This window comes from Corynebacterium sp. HMSC034H07, assembly GCF_001815175.1.
Taxonomy (GTDB): domain Bacteria; phylum Actinomycetota; class Actinomycetes; order Mycobacteriales; family Mycobacteriaceae; genus Corynebacterium; species Corynebacterium hiratae.
Genome location: NZ_KV819482.1, coordinates 58,242 through 73,514, shown reverse-complemented (window position 1 = coordinate 73,514; position 15,273 = coordinate 58,242). Strand labels below are relative to the sequence as shown.

The window sequence follows — 15,273 nt, the reverse complement described above, 5'->3', positions numbered from 1 at the left end:
ACCGATTTCCTTAGCCACATGAGCGATCGGTCGCTCTGACTCGACTACCAGGTTTGCGGCCTCACGCCGGTACTCCGGCGTGTATTTCTTGCGCTGTTGACTCACAATGAACATCCTCTCTTACGGACACAAGATCCGTACAAATAGGGTGTCCACTAAACGAGTGGTAATCTCAAATGGGCTAAGCGCTCCCTTATCTAGTTGCTTTCCCGGCTTGATCCTTGCAACAGCATCACTGTAACTTCCCCGACTGTACTCAAGACAGGTTAGCAAGCAAACAATCCCATTGCGGCATTACCGAAATGATATCCCACCTTTTTGCGTACTCATGAGCGGCTATCCCCATCTCGACAAACTCACGATTACGCCGACCGGCCAGGACGAGCTCAATGCGTTTTTCAGGCGTGTTGCACTGCGAGAAGTTGCCAAAAACCTCTTCGACTCCTTCACGTTCCCAAAATACCGGTATCGACCTAGCAGCCATTCCCTCTGCCGGGGCGAGATGAAAACTCTCAAGTTCGCTAGGTGATAGGATAAACCCAATACCACGATACCAAGAAGCAATGTCGGCGCTAAAAGAATCGAAGACGACGTGTTCTTGCAGAAGGGAACTCCGCGCAATTCGCTCAAAAAAGTCGAGGTAGAGTTGTTTCTCTACGGAATTATTCCAGACATGCGGGTACTCCCAAGGCATGCGGCCTTTGATACGTAGCGTATAGCGATCATCTATAGAAACCAACTCTTCGAGTATGTCAAGCGCTCGATCCGGTCTCTTCAAAAATGGAACCATCCCCAACAAGCCGAGCGTGAAGGGCGCACTTTTTGTCTTCGGCCTATCAAAATCACATATGTCGACAGTATTTGGCAGTGTCATGGTTTGTTTTTCGGACAAACCGAATTTCTCGATCGCTTGGTTTCGCACCCAATCTGAAACGAAAATCATTTTGTCAACGTTGTCCCATTTTACGTCCTTCATCCATGGTCCATTCAGCTCAAAGCGGTGCAACCTTGAGACCAGTTTCGTTTCAGAAGGAAGCTGGTTAGAATACCACGCGAGTGAAGGTCCTGCCCACTCACAGAACACTGTATCTGCCCATTCTGCCAACTCATTGCTCGCTTCGGAGTCATGGTTATGAAGGGTGGACCACTTATCTTGCCGAACCTCAAATCGCGGATTTCGGCATAAAAAGTCCATCAACTCGCCCATGAATTTTAGATCATGGGAAGCCACGACAAGATGGCGCCTCTCGGCCGTCTTCAACGTCGTGTCATTAGAAAGAGCACCAGCGCGTTTAAAGTACGACTTGAACCGTTTTCGGGCTTCTCCCATTGAAAAAAATCTACTAGCCACCTCTGCTCGTTGCTGCGCTATTCTCAGTTTTGAAAGGCCTTTAGCCACTTTGTCCGCTACGGCCGTAATATCATCATTCGCCCGAACAAAGAACGGGTAGTCCTCGCCCCAAAGTTGTTGATGATCCTCGGTTTCATTGATAATCGGTGCCGCGCCGGCCGCGCCATATTCCAAGGCTTTAGTCGAGATCTCCAGGCTCGAATCAAGTTCAACTGTGCGCCAGCCGAACCCGAGATCAGCCTTCTTGATCTGCTCGATGGATTCTTCCCGAGGAAGTGCCCCATGCCAAGTGACGCCACTTTTAGGATCGGCACTTAATTCTTCAAGTGCTTGTCGCATTCTGCCAACCCAAAGAGGATCACTTTTTGACTTGTTAAACTTCGCACCGACAACATCGAGCTGCGCATCGATACCTAAATCCCTAAGTGCTTTTGGAAGGCTGAGCATTTCGAGAGTACGCCATTCACGTGCTAGCTTACCTGCATACACGATTCTTACTTTATTTGCTAAGTCTTTATGCAGATTCCCCTCATCATCAAAAGCATAATCGGGGATCATTGGTGGAATAAGAAGAACCTTCCCGGCGGATTCCGGAACCAAGGCTTCCCAATATGAGCGGGCTGCTTCCGTCTGAGCAAAGACCCTACAGGAATGCGAAGCAATGTGCTTCAAACGTTGGAGATTGATTTTCGATATTTGCTTTGGGGGAAAAGGTAAATCGGTAACATACGACCAGAGCTTCGGAGATATCGCCTCATTGAGGCTAAAATCGTAACCCGCCTGAAACCCCCTTGTCACGATAGCACGTGCTTTTGTCTTCTCAGCGAGTCTCTCAACCAATTCGGCTGCTGTCTTTGTGTCGAGCGCGGCGTCCTGAGGTATTCCTTCTGGCGCATGCACAAAAATGTTCTCAATCCTATCAACCGAAGATATCAAAGTTCGATTCTGGGGATGATTCTTAAGTAGAAGATGAACTTCATCAAATACATCAGAAAGCACTTCAGAAATCGACATCAACCAGATGGACGACCCGTCAATAACGTTGGGGCTAACATCTCCGTAAACAATCACTGCATTCATTAGTTACTCCCTTTTTCGTCACATACCTTTTCGTGAGTTGGAAGAAGCGCCCGAAATACCGGAGCGTGGAGGTCTGCTTCCCAGTTCCAATTAGCAGGTCCTTTTGCCAAAACCACGGTAGCTCGTTGCCGCAGGTCGTCAGTAAAGTGATTCGAGGTGTCGCTTGGGCAAACTATAACAACTGTTCCGTTTTCTTTAGCTTCAGTTATATGCTCAACCAGACTAAGGAAACTAGAGGTCTTTTGTGTTGAAAGGAGCCCAGACCAAGCCCCGTGCTCAAATTCGTTCTCTTCGATTACTAAGTAACTAGTGTCTTTTGGAGGTTTCCCCAAAAGGTGCGGTGCAAAAATTCTCTTTACGTCCGCAACTCTGCAAAGCGAAGCTTCGAGTCGTCTGGAGCCAATCAGCTCTATCTTACGTGTCCAAGCATCAGCTGACGCCCTCATCAACGCATCGAGTATCTCAGTGCTATCTATATCCATGGTCTGATCAGCTGCGAGACGTCCAGCAGTGTGCGCCGTAGGGCGCCCGATGATTCTTGAGGCAGGGATTGTAGATGGAGCAAATACGCTAATCTCGTCGGGTGAGTTGGTGAGAGCCGACGTAATCGATTCCAATGGCTCACGTTCAGTACGTCGTTGTTGTTTCATTGCGGCTGAGGAAAGTTGCTGAACTTGTGTCGCCAAACGTGTATGGCGTCGTAGTGCTTCCTTAGTAAGCCCCTCCGACCTTTTACTTGCCGAAATAGCCATTGCGGCAAAGATAAGGCCGATAACTACCGCAGCGACTAGGAACGCCTTACTGACATTAGTATCGCTAATTACGATAGCACCAATGAGAAGAAGCGATGCCAGCCCGACGAGGCTAGCCAGTCCTCTTCCACGGCGAAAAAAATCGAGACTCATATAGTCGATACCCCTGAATAAATAGAATTGCTCTGCATTTAAAGTAGCCCTAATCCGACAAGCAAAGGTCGAACTCTTAAACTTTGATTGGATTTTCCAGAAGGACCATTGGCGGCTTATACGACGTTGTTACCTCAGCAAGGTAATCATGCGCTGGCTGCTTATCCTCCCGCCCCATAAACTTGGCCCATTCGTGATACTTCGGAGCAACAACATCAGTAGGCCCGTCGGCAATAATACGTCCCTTTGAAATCCAAATAGCCCGATCACAGTTGCGTTCAATCTCTTTAATTGCGTGCGAAACCAAGAATAAATTGCCGGCTCGTTCGAGGAGCTCCCGCATTCGCGCACTCGCCTTGGCACCGAATGCAGCATCACCGGTCGAAAGAGCTTCGTCGATCATGAGAATTTCCGGACGAACGGCAGTGGAAATCGCAAAAGATAACCGAGCAGACATACCGGAAGAGTAGGTCTTCATGGGTCTCTTTATTGCATCTCCCAGTTCTGTCCACTCGGCGATCTCGCCAATTTGTTCTTTTGCATCGCTTCGACTCATCCCCAACGCCAAACAACCCAAGTAAATGTTGTGTTCTCCGGAAAGATCAGGCTGCAGTGCAGGTGAGACCCCCATAAGTGTGGGTTGAGAGCGAGTTAGAATACGGCCTGAGGTCGGCGCCAAGCCGCCAGCAATCATGCTGAGAAGCGTCGATTTTCCGGAGCCATTTAGACCGATGATGCCGATTGATTCGCCGGGTAACGCAATGAGTGAAGCATCGACAATAGCATCGACTACTGTTTTTCCCCGGCTGACACGAGTCATACTGGCGTCTGAGGAGCGCCCCTGACTAATTACATATCGTTTGGACACGTTGTCTACGACGACGTTGGCTCGCTCCACATAATTGATGTCTGGAACGGATTGCATCTGAGCCGTATCCGTAGTCACCTCGCTCGAGGATTCAGAAGTTTCTTGAACGTCTTGGTCGGCAGACTGATCCTCAAGGTCCTTTTGGGCTTCGAAGTATTCGCCTGGCGCGGGAGGAAGCTTAGACGAGTCGAACATATTTATCCTCCGCTCTCCAGAAGAAAATGAAGCCAAGCACAAATGCACCTAAACTCCATGCCAGAAGTTCTCCCCAGGTCGAAAGGCTTGGAGCGGTGCGATAAATCGAGGAATCTCGGACTGCGGTGAGGAAAATATAGCAGGGGTTGGCAGTCATTATTTGGTGAACGGCTGAATGCTCGGCAAATCTATCGATAGAAAACATCACGCCAGATAAGAAGAACAATCCGCGGGTCAAAAGGCCCAGTATTGTCTTCGCTTCCGGGACCTGGGCGGTGAGGCGCGCGGTGATCATCATTAGCCCGCATCCAAAAACGTGGATTAAAAGGAACAACGGAATGACGAAGATCAGGGTCCACGAGGGGCCCGTTCCCCACTGAAAAAGAAACGCCGCTATCAGCGCCACAATGGCGGGCAACACGTTATCGATCATCGAGCGCAATGTAGTCGAGAACGGAATCGAAGCCCTAGGAAACTGAAACGCTCGGATCATCGATCGAGAGGACTGCATGAGGCTAATACCGGAATTCATGAGCCCCGTCATCATCGACATGAAAATGATGCCGATAAACAGGAAGCCAATGAAGTTCTCGATACCCCGTGAAGTCTTCAAAAGCATGCCGAAAAGGAATCCGTACAACGCCACATCAAAAAGAGGATTCAAGACAAGCCACAATTGCCACAGGCGGTAGTCACGCGTCGTACGGAGTGCCTTTGCTCTCGCATCTGCAACGATGAAGAAGCGGCGTGCCCACAGCTGTGAAATGTACTCACGCAGCGGCGGTCGTGTGGCAAGTGGATGCAGACCTTCCGGGTTAACAATCTGCACTCGGCCTTGGTGTTTCGCAACTTGTACGTTGAGGTCTTCGACTCCTCTCTGCGAAGTCTTGGAGCTTCGCCATGTATGCCGTGCCAAATGCATCAGCCCTTCCAGATCAGTTGTTGAAGAATCAGCGTCAATACTCGCGGTCTGCAATGTGTAGGCCGAGAATTGCTAACGGGCATTGTACCTAGCCTGCCTGAGAAGTTCGTCGAGAACACTGCGAGCTTGTTCTATGTCACCTGCCGCCGATGAGAATGTAAGCGGAAGCCTCGAGAGCGGCGATTCGTCCACCGTGATACCCCACACTGCTGCCCCGCTACCGACGTAGTCAGCGTATTTTGAAGGCAAAAAAGGATTCACAGTGAAGGTCGATCCACCCGTATCAGTGTCATTCACCACCAGTGCATCGAAGTGAGTGGCTACGTTGAGAAATGTAAGGTACGGCATGTACCCGTTGATACGAAGTCGGCTGAACGCTGGATGGGTCCATAATTCGCGGGTAAGTTGCTCGGGCTTTGAGGTAAAAATGTGAAGAAGAAACTCATCAGCATGAGGATGATGCTCTAGTGAGGTAAGGACATCGCCGATTCCTCGATTTGCGTAAAAGTTTCCGAAGTAGCCGATATTAATGCGTTTTGAGTCAAGCTCGTAGTCCGCTTCCACTAGGTGATACATCTCTTCCGTGGGTACTGCATGATGGCGAATCGTCGATTTAGAGCGGACAAAGCTTTGTAGGTCCTCCGGATAACGCTCTAACATCACCCGCTGCTGATTCTCGTTGGTGAAAATGACCTCATCGGCGTACAGCAGTGTGACAAGCTCAGTGAGCTCGAAGTGCGTTGAATACGATATTTCGCGCCAATCGGAACGCTCTACCATCATCTTCAGCCGGTAGGTAGTCACTCCTCGCGTGAGTTCACCTGAGCGGGGCGTACCGTCGACACCGACACTCAATGGATCCGAGAATTCTGCTTCCCACCGCGTTCCAGGATGTTTGCCTTTGAAAAGAGCGGCAGCAACGTGGGAACCGGACCAGAGGGCGCGCGAGTACATCGAGTCATATCCGCCTTGAACTTTAGCGCGTTTCGTTGCTTTACGTGCGGCTTGGCGCGCGTAGGAGCAGATTGCGCCCCAATGAGCGAAAGACGGCACAACATCGATCTCGTCGGCGTGCACGAGGAACGGATCGACAATTAGCCTCGTCGACTCGTCACGTCCCCGGACACGCTCCATATCGGCATAGTAGACGTCCACCAGCTCCGCGTCATTTCTGATGACTTTTGCCGTGACATTGGCTGAGGTATCCGCGTACGGGGGGAAGCAATAAGAGAAAACCAGCCGGTTCGCTTTTTCTCGGCGTAGGCCTTCCCAGTCCAAACCGGGAACGCCGACAGCCACTGCGGTATCGATAGCTCGCTGGGTATCGTCAGGATGTGCCTGGAGGTAACTTTTGACGAACCCGAACTGTGCTTCTTCGAGTGTGTGGAGAGCGCGGTGCTTCGGGTCAGCTTCATTGATTGTGCGAAGCTGTGCAATGCATTCAAGACGCTGGGTGACGTTAAAATCGAAGCTTTCGCGCTGGCGCGACACCGAATCAGGGCGAAGTGTGCGCACATAGGCGGAGCTCTCCCCTACCTTCGGCGTGTGTAAGAGCAGTCCTGGGATCTCAAGTAGGTGCGCAAAATACGCCACATCCTCGCCTGAACGAAGCAACTCATCGTAACGGTACTTCTGAGCTATCTCCGTGGGGATGATTTTGCTGGCATTAAAGCCCATAACCCACGGAGCGGAAGCGATCGGAGCAGTGGTACCACGCAATGCCGTAATTCGGGCGTTGAGCGAATTATCCCGGAAAGAGTGACCGTCAATGGTGTCAACGATAGGCGAGAGAGTGACCACCCCGTCATCGGCCTCTTTGAGGCCTGATTCGAGGTAGCGTGGTTGAAGAACATCATCATCATCGAGGAACGTGATGAAACGTCGGCGTGCGGATGCTATGCCAAGGTTACGAGCACGACCGGCCCCTGGGGTAAGACTGCGCAGTATTCGTATGTTCAACTCGGGAAACTGGCTAGTGAGTCCTTGGTCAAATTCGCGCGAAGTGCTTGCTTGTGTTGAAGAAACTCCGTCGCCGTTGAGTATGAGGAGGACTTCGACGAGATCTTTCCTAATGCTCTGCTTTGCAAGCGAAGCGAGAGCAGAATAGAGGTTCATCTCTACAAGATTCGTTCCGTCTGTGTCCACGCCACCAGAGACGAAGGACGGGATGACAACTGAAATACCAGGATCATAGAAGCTCATCGAATTCTCTCCAGAACCTTATACATCAGAATTACTATTGAACTCGGCAAGTACTTTTTGAAAGGCTTAGCCAGAGGCGTGACTCGCGAAATGAGTAAGCTTCGCAATGTCACGGCGGTTGCGGCAGGAGTGACCGGCTCTTGAGGAGCCGTGGACGGAGTCGCAGCAACCGTAAGCCCTTCAAGCCAATCCTCACTAGAGCGGTCCCCATTCTTCGCCTGCTCAATACGCACTTGAACCCAGCCATCACTGAGGTTGACCCCGGCAACGGACATGTGCTCGCCGGTGTAATCTGCGACGAGCTGGCGAAGATTCGACGAATCCGTTCGTGGAGACCAATACTCGATGCGGCGGCCCGTATCCACATAGCTCCGAAGGATATCCATAGCCATATCCGGTTGAATGTCTAACAGCACTACTGGAAGAGGATCGACATCTGCGAGTTGGTCCCTAGTGAAGCAGAAAGTTACCGAGCCTGCAGCCGGGGGCAAAACGTGGGGAATTTCAGAGGATTCCAACAGCACAGCGTAGTCGGAGTCCACGGGAGGAAAACTCTTAAGAGACGAAATACGCACTGGTGTTCCTTCTTCCCACGCTACGCCTTGGCCTGCTGTCCGGTCACGGTGGTGACGATTCCCAGTAGGGCTTCGGGTACTACCTCATCGCGCTGGCTGGCGACCCACTTGCGCCCAGACTGGGAAACGGTGAGCTTCGAGCGATCGTCGATAAGCGTTGTCCATGCCTCCGCAAGCGCCTCGGGATTCTCTGGTGGCACCACGATTCCTGCACCGAGATCCTCAACGATTCGGGCCGCTTCCCCCTGCACCACTGCAGTGGTGTGGACACCTAAGGACATCAACTCATAGGTCTTGGACGGCACCGTGCGGTTGAGTGGCTCCCAATCGGTCAGGTGGACTAGAGCCGTATCCGCCCATTCGTAGATAATCTGCAGTTCGTCAGCAGGCACTCGATGCTCGATAGTCGCGTTAATGCCGAGAGCTTCCATCGTAGCTTTTGTGGCATGCCACGTAGCACCGTCGCCGACGATGCGCAGATTGATAGTGTAACCGCGGTCTTGTGCGATCTTCACGGCCTTCACCGCATTATCGATTTTCTGTGCACGCCCCACAGTTCCGGCGTACAGAACATTAAGCTCTGAAGAGGAACGCTGCGACTTGTCACTAGCGATGAATTCGGTCTTGGGGGGAAATACATTACGCACCGTCCGGATGTGGCGCTTGCCTTCCGCTCCCCTATCCGCATCGTCTTTCTCCATATACTCAGTAAGATCCTGCGAAGTCGTCATGATGCCATCCGCGCGGTGAAGGGCGTGGTTCATGGCACGCTCGGTCAGCGCCGTGAGCAGTTGGAAGGGGCCCTTAGTCAGGATAATCTCACGAATAGAGCGTTTGCCTGTTCCTGAATTCCAGTCGCCTTTTTCTTTCAGCAGCTCCGGCCACGCATCACGGAGATCGATGATGTAGGGAGTGTGGAGAATTCTGGCAACGAACTGCGTAACGACAGCCGTGGGAAGGGCCGGGACGGTGCCGATAACCAGATCTGGTTTGAAGCTCTTGAGCTGCTTGCGCTTAGTCGCTTGCATAAACAGCATTGAGCCAGCTACTGAGGCCTGGTTAAGGATGCGGTGCGTTAGCGAGGGACCAGCTGGAAAGAAACCCGAGCGCAGAATCTTCTCGCCGGAGGTTCCGGTTTCTAGCTCGTTCGCACCGAGGATGTTCTTCCTCGAGAACCACTGCTTGAGCCCGAGGCGGCGCTGATAATGCGGTGGTGGCGCGATGACGAGGACTTCATGCCCGGCCTGGACAAGAATTTTGGACAACCACGACCAGCGGCGCTGCGGAACTCCATTCTCGGGAGCCCAGTATTGAGAGAGAACGAGAATCCTCACGCTTCGTGCTGCCTCCTGGCTTTCAAGTGATGGTGAGTGGCTAGTCTAACCGCTTAATTTAGCGCCAAATGCCCTTGGTATCGATGACAGTCTTGCCCTCGAGCAGAGATTGATCAAGACCGACGAACTGTCGGTGGTTGACCAGAAGGAGGACGACGTCGGCAGCCGCGATGGCTTCCTCTGTGTCCTGCTTCGTCAGGTTTGAAAGATTGTTCAGCACCGATGGCAATGTCTCCACGTTGGGCTCAACAACGCGGATATCTAGCTGCGGGTTATCCACGCCTAGGCGTTTGACGATCTCGAGGGACGGCGATTCACGCAGGTCATCGATATCGTTCTTGAAGGCGATGCCGAGGGCAGCAACGACGGGATTATCTTTTCCTTCAAGGGCCTTGAGAACTTGGTCGATGACCCACTCCGGCTTGCCGTCATTGACGTTGCGCGCCGTGTGGATGAGCTTTGCCTCTTCGGGTGCAGCGGAGACGATGAACCACGGGTCCACGGCGATGCAGTGTCCGCCCACGCCTGGCCCAGGCTGCAAGATGTTGACGCGCGGGTGGTGGTTTGCCAGCTCGATGAGCTCCCAGACATCGATTCCGAGACGGTCACAGATGAGGGAAAGCTCGTTAGCAAAGGCGATATTGACATCGCGGAAGGAGTTTTCCGTGAGCTTCGCCATCTCAGCGGTCGTGGCATTCGTGAGAAGAAGGTCCGCGGTGCAGAAGGTGGCGTAGAGGTCACGGGCGAGTTGGGCCCCCTTCGGAGTCAGGCCGCCGATGACGCGGTCATTGTTTTCCATCTCCTCCATGATCTTGCCGGGAAGAACGCGCTCTGGGCAGTGGGCGACAAAGATGGCGTTCTCATCCTCGTCATTGAGGGACAGGTCAGGGCGCAGCTCAACGAGGTGCTTGGCCATATCCTCCGTGGTTCCAGGAGGTGAGGTGGACTCGAGCACTACAAGTGCACCGGGTTTCAGGTAAGGAGCAAGCGCTTCGGATGCCGCACGAATGTACTTGGTGTCTACGCTGTGGTCCTCACGAAATGGAGTGGGAACGCAGACAATGTAGGCATCGGCATCGATCTGTTCCGTCTGGGCCGATAGAGTTCCATCCTCGACGACTCTTGCAAGCAGCTCCCCGAAGCCTGGTTCGAAGAAAGGCACCGTGCCGGCGTTGATGCTGTCCACGGCATCCTGATTCACGTCGATGCCGACTACGGGGATTCCCTTGGAAGCTATGAACGCCGCGGTAGGAAGGCCGATGTAGCCAAGACCAACGACGCTGACCTTGCCAAAGGCACGGGAATCGGTTTTGCTCGGAACCATGTCCGCCTTTCTATTAATTCGCTGCCAATTACGGTAGCACGGTGACGGTTACCGGCTTGCGGTCGAATGGGCCGATGTCGGTGTTTTGTCTCACCCCATATTTCATTCCTGCGTCCCTGCGTGAGCATTTCCCAGGTGTGCTGCGTGTGCGACTACAGTAGGCGGCTATGGCACTCAGGAGAAACTACGCGCGCTATGGCGCTTCAACGACTTTTTTCGACTCTGTCGAGGAGTTTCTCAGCTCCCCCGTGCCCGCCAGCTCTCCCGAGGAAGCTGAGGCCATATCGATTCGCTACGGCGCTGCATTCATGGATGTGCTCGTTGAGGATCGTGGCGCCGATGTCACTATCGTGCTGTTTCACGCGGCCATCGACCCAGCGAAGACCTCTCTCCCTGTCTTCATTGGGAGGCAGATGGTTGAAGGCGTTGATGCGAACGTGGTGTATATCTCCGATCCCTCGCTGGATCGGGGCGCAAGTATTGGGTGGTTCACAGGGGATGAGTCACGCCCATTTCAGGAGGACCTTACTTCCTGCCTGACTCATATTCTCGCTAGCTTTCACTCTGATGTGCCGGCCCAGGAGGTGGGCCAGAAGACAATTTTTTTCGGGGCATCAGCCGGTGGATTTGCCGCGCTGTATTTCTCGCGCCGCTTCCCCGGTTCATTGGCCGTGGTGTCAAACCCCCAAACCCATATCGGGCGCTACCTTGAACCACAGGTAAAGGCGTACCGCAAAAAGTGTTGGAGTAGCCGGAAGCTTTCCAAGACCACCATGACCTTTGACTTGGTTACTGAATACGGCAAGGGTTTCGAGAACTACGTGGCTTACCTTCAGAACAAGGATGATGAGTTGCACTACACCCAGCATTACCTGCCGTGGTCCCAAGCAGTGGCTGAGCACCCTCAGCAGTGGAGGCTTCTCCTCGGAGATTGGGGCGAAGGGCACGCCCCTGCCCCACAAATGCTTCTTACCGGAATTCTCGGCTACGCAGCATCACTAGCTGGCGATTGGGAGCGCCTCTTCGAGGACGAGATGTTTGCCGGCTCAGACTAGGGCCGCCCCTAGTTGCGTAGCTTCTTGTTCAGCTGGTCCAAGCGCGCGATCACTTTGTTAGCACGGTCCTCCCCGAGAACGCTGCGCACGTTCGCCACGATGCTGGTCCGATTCTGATAAACGCTGTCGATGGCTTGGTCAACTAGCCCACGCACGCCTTGGCTTCGCGCTGAATTCCAGTTCTCCTGGCTGACGAAGCGCGCCTTCCCGCCTCGCTGCTGCATGACGAGTTTTTTGACCCGAACTCCCTCGGCTCGCTCGCTTTGTGCCAGAATCCGGAAGCCGCGGAGGATATAGCCGTGCTCTAAATGAAGGCTCACTAAAGTCCGAAAGGTTCCGTTCTCTGTGGGAACGTACGCGAAGTGCCCGATGCTTGGGTTATTGGAGGCAGCAAAGCCCTCGACTGTTTTGTAAGAGGGGACGCGTCGCCCACGGGAATCCTCAATCCACAAGCTCACAAGGAGCTCATTATCGAGCTCATCATTCGACTCCCCGTGGATGACGAAGCTGACATCTCCGCTGGCGGGCTGAAGAAGGTAGTGCTGGCCGCTGCCAACGGTGTCATCAATATTTAGCGGTGTGCTTGTGCTCTGCATCTGCTTGGCCACCGTGGGAAAGCCCGCCTCAAGGGCAGCGACATCCGTAAATGGGGGGAACGCAGCCATGTTCTCCATGAGGCGCGCCATGACCACGCCCGGATCATGGCGCATAGCATTGTCTTGCCCTGCGTGAATAGCCCGCAAATAGCCCACTTGGGAGGCATCCAAAATGACCGGCGCATAGCGGTCTGATTTATCGTGTGGCCCGCTTTGGGGTTCCACAACGGACCCGTCTTCCTTCACGGAGCAGATAGACATTAAACCCATCGAATTCATCGGTGTGTGGGCCTCGCGCAGGTGGAAGAACTGACCATCCGCATAGACCGCTTCAATGCCGAGCGGCATGCTGACGAGCATGCCTTCAAACTCCGGCTTGATATAGGGCGCAGTGGTTTGGAAATAGTGAGCGGACAAGACGTCATCGTCGTCTAGCCGGTAGCGCCCAAACGTTCCCTTAAACCCAATTTCTTGAACGTAGCGACGCACCGCTGTCCACCCGCTATCACCATCAGGAAGCTCATCGAGGTGCAATATGTCGAAATTGTGCGCTGCCTCCTGCAGCTGCTCCTTGAATTTCTGCGGTAAAGACTTAGAGAAGGAGACAATGTGCTTCACATTGAAGCCTTCGGCGGCCTTAGCAAGTGTTGGCACGGTGTGGTTGAGGAAAATGTCCGTACGCAACGACAGGCGTGCATCGTCGTAGAGGTAGTCGCGGTACTCGTCTTCCGAGAACCCAGTCTGTTCATTGCTTGCTCGCCACGACGCCGAATCGGGGACGAAGAGACTAAAGCGAGTGTGTCCAACAAACATGAAGAAACCTCTACCTCTTCCCTGCGAGTGATATCTGACGGACAGTCTAGCTTTGCTTGGAGGTGGGCCTGAAAGCCGCCACACTGGGACGCTTGAAAAAGCGGCTTGTGCTGGCGATTTGTAATCATCACTGCAGACCTTATATAGTTACATCTCGTTGCAGCGAGCAAGCCTTTGTTCAAGCAACCCACACATATTCCTCCATAGCTCAGTTGGCAGAGCATTCGACTGTTAATCGAAGGGTCACTGGTTCGAGCCCAGTTGGAGGAGCACATAAATCACCCCCACCGACCTGCTTTTATGCTAACTGGTGGGGGTGCTCTCGTTTTCAAATGTCCCCCGGTTGGCCCCAACGGCCTCGCAAACCCGTGCTTGCCCTCCAAGCTTCCACTAAGCTGTACCCATCACAACGAAGTGCCCCATCCACAACGCAACAAGCTTTCAAGCAGAAGAAACCTAAGAGGGACAATGACGACAGTACGAGTGACCATTGAGCCCGCTGTGCTCGATTGGGCAATTGAACGGACTGGTCTGAGTCTCGACGAGCTGGTGAAGGATTTTCCGCGGATTAGGGAATGGGTTGAAAATACTTCGCAGCCAACTTTGAATCAGGCGCAGGACCTCGCCAAGAAAGCTAAGATTCCTTTCGGCCGTCTTCTCCTGCAAACCCCTAGCGAGCCTAGGATTTCCGTTCCGGATTTTCGGACAGTTCGAAACCTCTCTCTTGAGACCTTCAGCCCGAACCTTGAGGAAACCTTGGCTGCTTCGGAATCCCGCCTTGATTGGTACGCCGATTTTGCCGAGGAAGAGGGCGTTGGTGGTCCTTCCTTCCTCGGATGCGCTGACACTAATAAAACCCCAGAAGCTATAGCCGATCGAACAAGAGAAGTACTAGGGCTTGCGGCAGACACTTTTTTGCAAGGCCCTGACAAAGTGAAAACCCTCTGTGCGACTCTTGAGAACTCAGGTATTTTGGTGTCTCGCAATTCAATTGTCGAGAGCAGCACCACCCGTCCGCTGAGCATCGATGAGTTTCGTGGGTTCACGCTTATCCAAGCACCCTATGCTCTGATATTTATCAACACCCGCGACAGCAAGACAGCCCAGCTTTTCAGCCTTTCGCACGAACTAGGACACGTGGTTCTAGGCCAGCCGGGAATTTCAGATCACGGGGAAAGTCGCGATATTGAGCGTTGGTGCAATCGATTCGCTGCAAGTTTCCTTGCCCCAACTCCGCTCGTCTTGAGCACGGTTTCACCAAGTGATTCCTCATTCGATAGCGTCAAAGCTCTTTCCCGCAAGTCAGGGATGAGCCAAGAAGCCGCCCTGTGGAGACTGGTGCACCTCAACGTCATTGATAGGAGTGAGGCTTCCGCGCTCTTCCCTCTCGTTGCGTCGCAGCCAATCCAAGCCACGGACTCCTCGTCAAATAAAGGCGGCCCGGCGCGGCACCGTGTGGTAAAAGCCCGCGTGGGAAACCGATTCTTCGATGCCGTAACCTACGCAGCTGTTGCAGGGAAGATTCCACAGAAGGAAGCTGCTCAACTCCTTGGAGCCGCAACTGCTGACAGCCTAAGTAAGCTTATTGCGCACTCCCCCTCTGCTGAATGGAGGGCCAGTTAGCGTGTATTTAATCGACACGAACTTTATCGGGACAGTAGCATCTGTCTATCCACGCGATGTGTTTCCCTCTTTGTGGGTTCAGCTTGAAGAACCGATTTTCAGGGGTGATTCCTATTTCCACAAGACCGTCGATAAGGAAATGAAAGAGTGGAAGGATCCAACTCTTGATTGGTATCTGAAACACATAGATCCGCAATACATCGTGAGCACCGACGACAAAGAGCTTGCGTTTTATACGGATGTGGTTCGCTGGGTCGCGAACGAACGTCAACCACGATACAAGGACAGGGCTGTCAACGTGTTCATGGACGCAGCGGATTCGTGGTTGATAGCTTCCGCTCTCAGGCACGACGCAACCATTGTGACCAATGAGGTGCGCGCAGCCCCTGATTCACGGAAACACGTCAAGATCCCTGATGTCGCCGATCAT

General features: G+C 53.1%; 12 protein-coding genes and 1 tRNA gene. 4 read left to right on the top strand and 9 right to left on the bottom strand.

Features of this window, described 5'->3' with window-relative positions; genetic code table 11:
* Positions 1–256: 256 nt before the first annotated feature.
* The 8 genes from HMPREF3009_RS00695 to wecC all read right to left on the bottom strand — a co-directional run bounded on the left by HMPREF3009_RS00695 (position 257) and on the right by wecC (position 10,756).
* Positions 257–2,431: a glycosyltransferase family protein gene (locus tag HMPREF3009_RS00695; RefSeq protein WP_070679413.1), complete on the bottom strand. Its 2,175-nt coding sequence runs from the start codon at positions 2,429–2,431 to the stop codon at positions 257–259.
* A complete protein-coding gene (locus tag HMPREF3009_RS13375; protein WP_158010553.1) occupies positions 2,431–3,336 on the bottom strand; it encodes a hypothetical protein in 906 nt (301 codons plus the stop codon). Before HMPREF3009_RS13375 ends, HMPREF3009_RS00695 begins: the two co-directional genes overlap by 1 nt.
* A 76-nt stretch (positions 3,337–3,412) precedes the next feature.
* Positions 3,413–4,399, bottom strand: coding sequence for an ABC transporter ATP-binding protein (locus tag HMPREF3009_RS00690; RefSeq protein ID WP_070679410.1), 987 nt, complete (start codon positions 4,397–4,399; stop codon positions 3,413–3,415).
* A complete protein-coding gene (locus HMPREF3009_RS00685) occupies positions 4,383–5,228 on the bottom strand; it encodes an ABC transporter permease (protein ID WP_070679407.1) in 846 nt (281 codons plus the stop codon). Before HMPREF3009_RS00685 ends, HMPREF3009_RS00690 begins: the two co-directional genes overlap by 17 nt.
* A 165-nt stretch (positions 5,229–5,393) precedes the next feature.
* The gene (locus tag HMPREF3009_RS00680; protein ID WP_070679404.1) at positions 5,394–7,523 is read right to left on the bottom strand and encodes a glycosyltransferase family 2 protein; all 2,130 of its coding nucleotides are present in this window, start codon (positions 7,521–7,523) and stop codon (positions 5,394–5,396) included.
* Positions 7,520–8,098: a hypothetical protein gene (locus HMPREF3009_RS00675; RefSeq protein ID WP_070679401.1), complete on the bottom strand. Its 579-nt coding sequence runs from the start codon at positions 8,096–8,098 to the stop codon at positions 7,520–7,522. Before HMPREF3009_RS00675 ends, HMPREF3009_RS00680 begins: the two co-directional genes overlap by 4 nt.
* 20 nt (positions 8,099–8,118) lie before the next feature.
* The gene (locus HMPREF3009_RS00670) at positions 8,119–9,432 is read right to left on the bottom strand and encodes a glycosyltransferase family 4 protein (RefSeq protein ID WP_070679398.1); all 1,314 of its coding nucleotides are present in this window, start codon (positions 9,430–9,432) and stop codon (positions 8,119–8,121) included.
* A 58-nt stretch (positions 9,433–9,490) separates the two neighbouring features.
* Positions 9,491–10,756 (bottom strand): UDP-N-acetyl-D-mannosamine dehydrogenase, encoded by a 1,266-nt coding sequence (gene wecC, locus HMPREF3009_RS00665; protein ID WP_070545404.1) that lies wholly within the window; start codon positions 10,754–10,756, stop codon positions 9,491–9,493.
* A gap of 167 nt (positions 10,757–10,923) precedes the next feature.
* Between wecC and HMPREF3009_RS00660 the strand changes: the two genes are divergently transcribed.
* The gene (locus tag HMPREF3009_RS00660; RefSeq protein WP_070545406.1) at positions 10,924–11,811 is read left to right on the top strand and encodes a hypothetical protein; all 888 of its coding nucleotides are present in this window, start codon (positions 10,924–10,926) and stop codon (positions 11,809–11,811) included.
* Positions 11,812–11,819: 8 nt separating this feature from the next.
* Here HMPREF3009_RS00660 and HMPREF3009_RS00655 read toward each other — a convergent pair whose 3' ends face one another.
* The gene (locus HMPREF3009_RS00655; RefSeq protein ID WP_070545408.1) at positions 11,820–13,220 is read right to left on the bottom strand and encodes a glycosyltransferase; all 1,401 of its coding nucleotides are present in this window, start codon (positions 13,218–13,220) and stop codon (positions 11,820–11,822) included.
* Between the two features lie 197 nt (positions 13,221–13,417).
* Between HMPREF3009_RS00655 and HMPREF3009_RS00650 the strand changes: the two genes are divergently transcribed.
* The 3 genes from HMPREF3009_RS00650 to HMPREF3009_RS00640 all read left to right on the top strand — a co-directional run.
* Positions 13,418–13,490 (top strand) — tRNA-Asn (locus tag HMPREF3009_RS00650).
* A gap of 213 nt (positions 13,491–13,703) precedes the next feature.
* On the top strand, positions 13,704–14,843 hold the full coding sequence (locus tag HMPREF3009_RS00645) for an ImmA/IrrE family metallo-endopeptidase (RefSeq protein WP_232760842.1): 1,140 nt from the start codon (positions 13,704–13,706) through the stop codon (positions 14,841–14,843).
* Position 14,844: 1 nt separating this feature from the next.
* Positions 14,845–15,273, top strand: a 429-nt coding sequence (locus HMPREF3009_RS00640) for a DUF4411 family protein (protein WP_070679394.1), incomplete at its 3' end; no start/stop codon positions are given.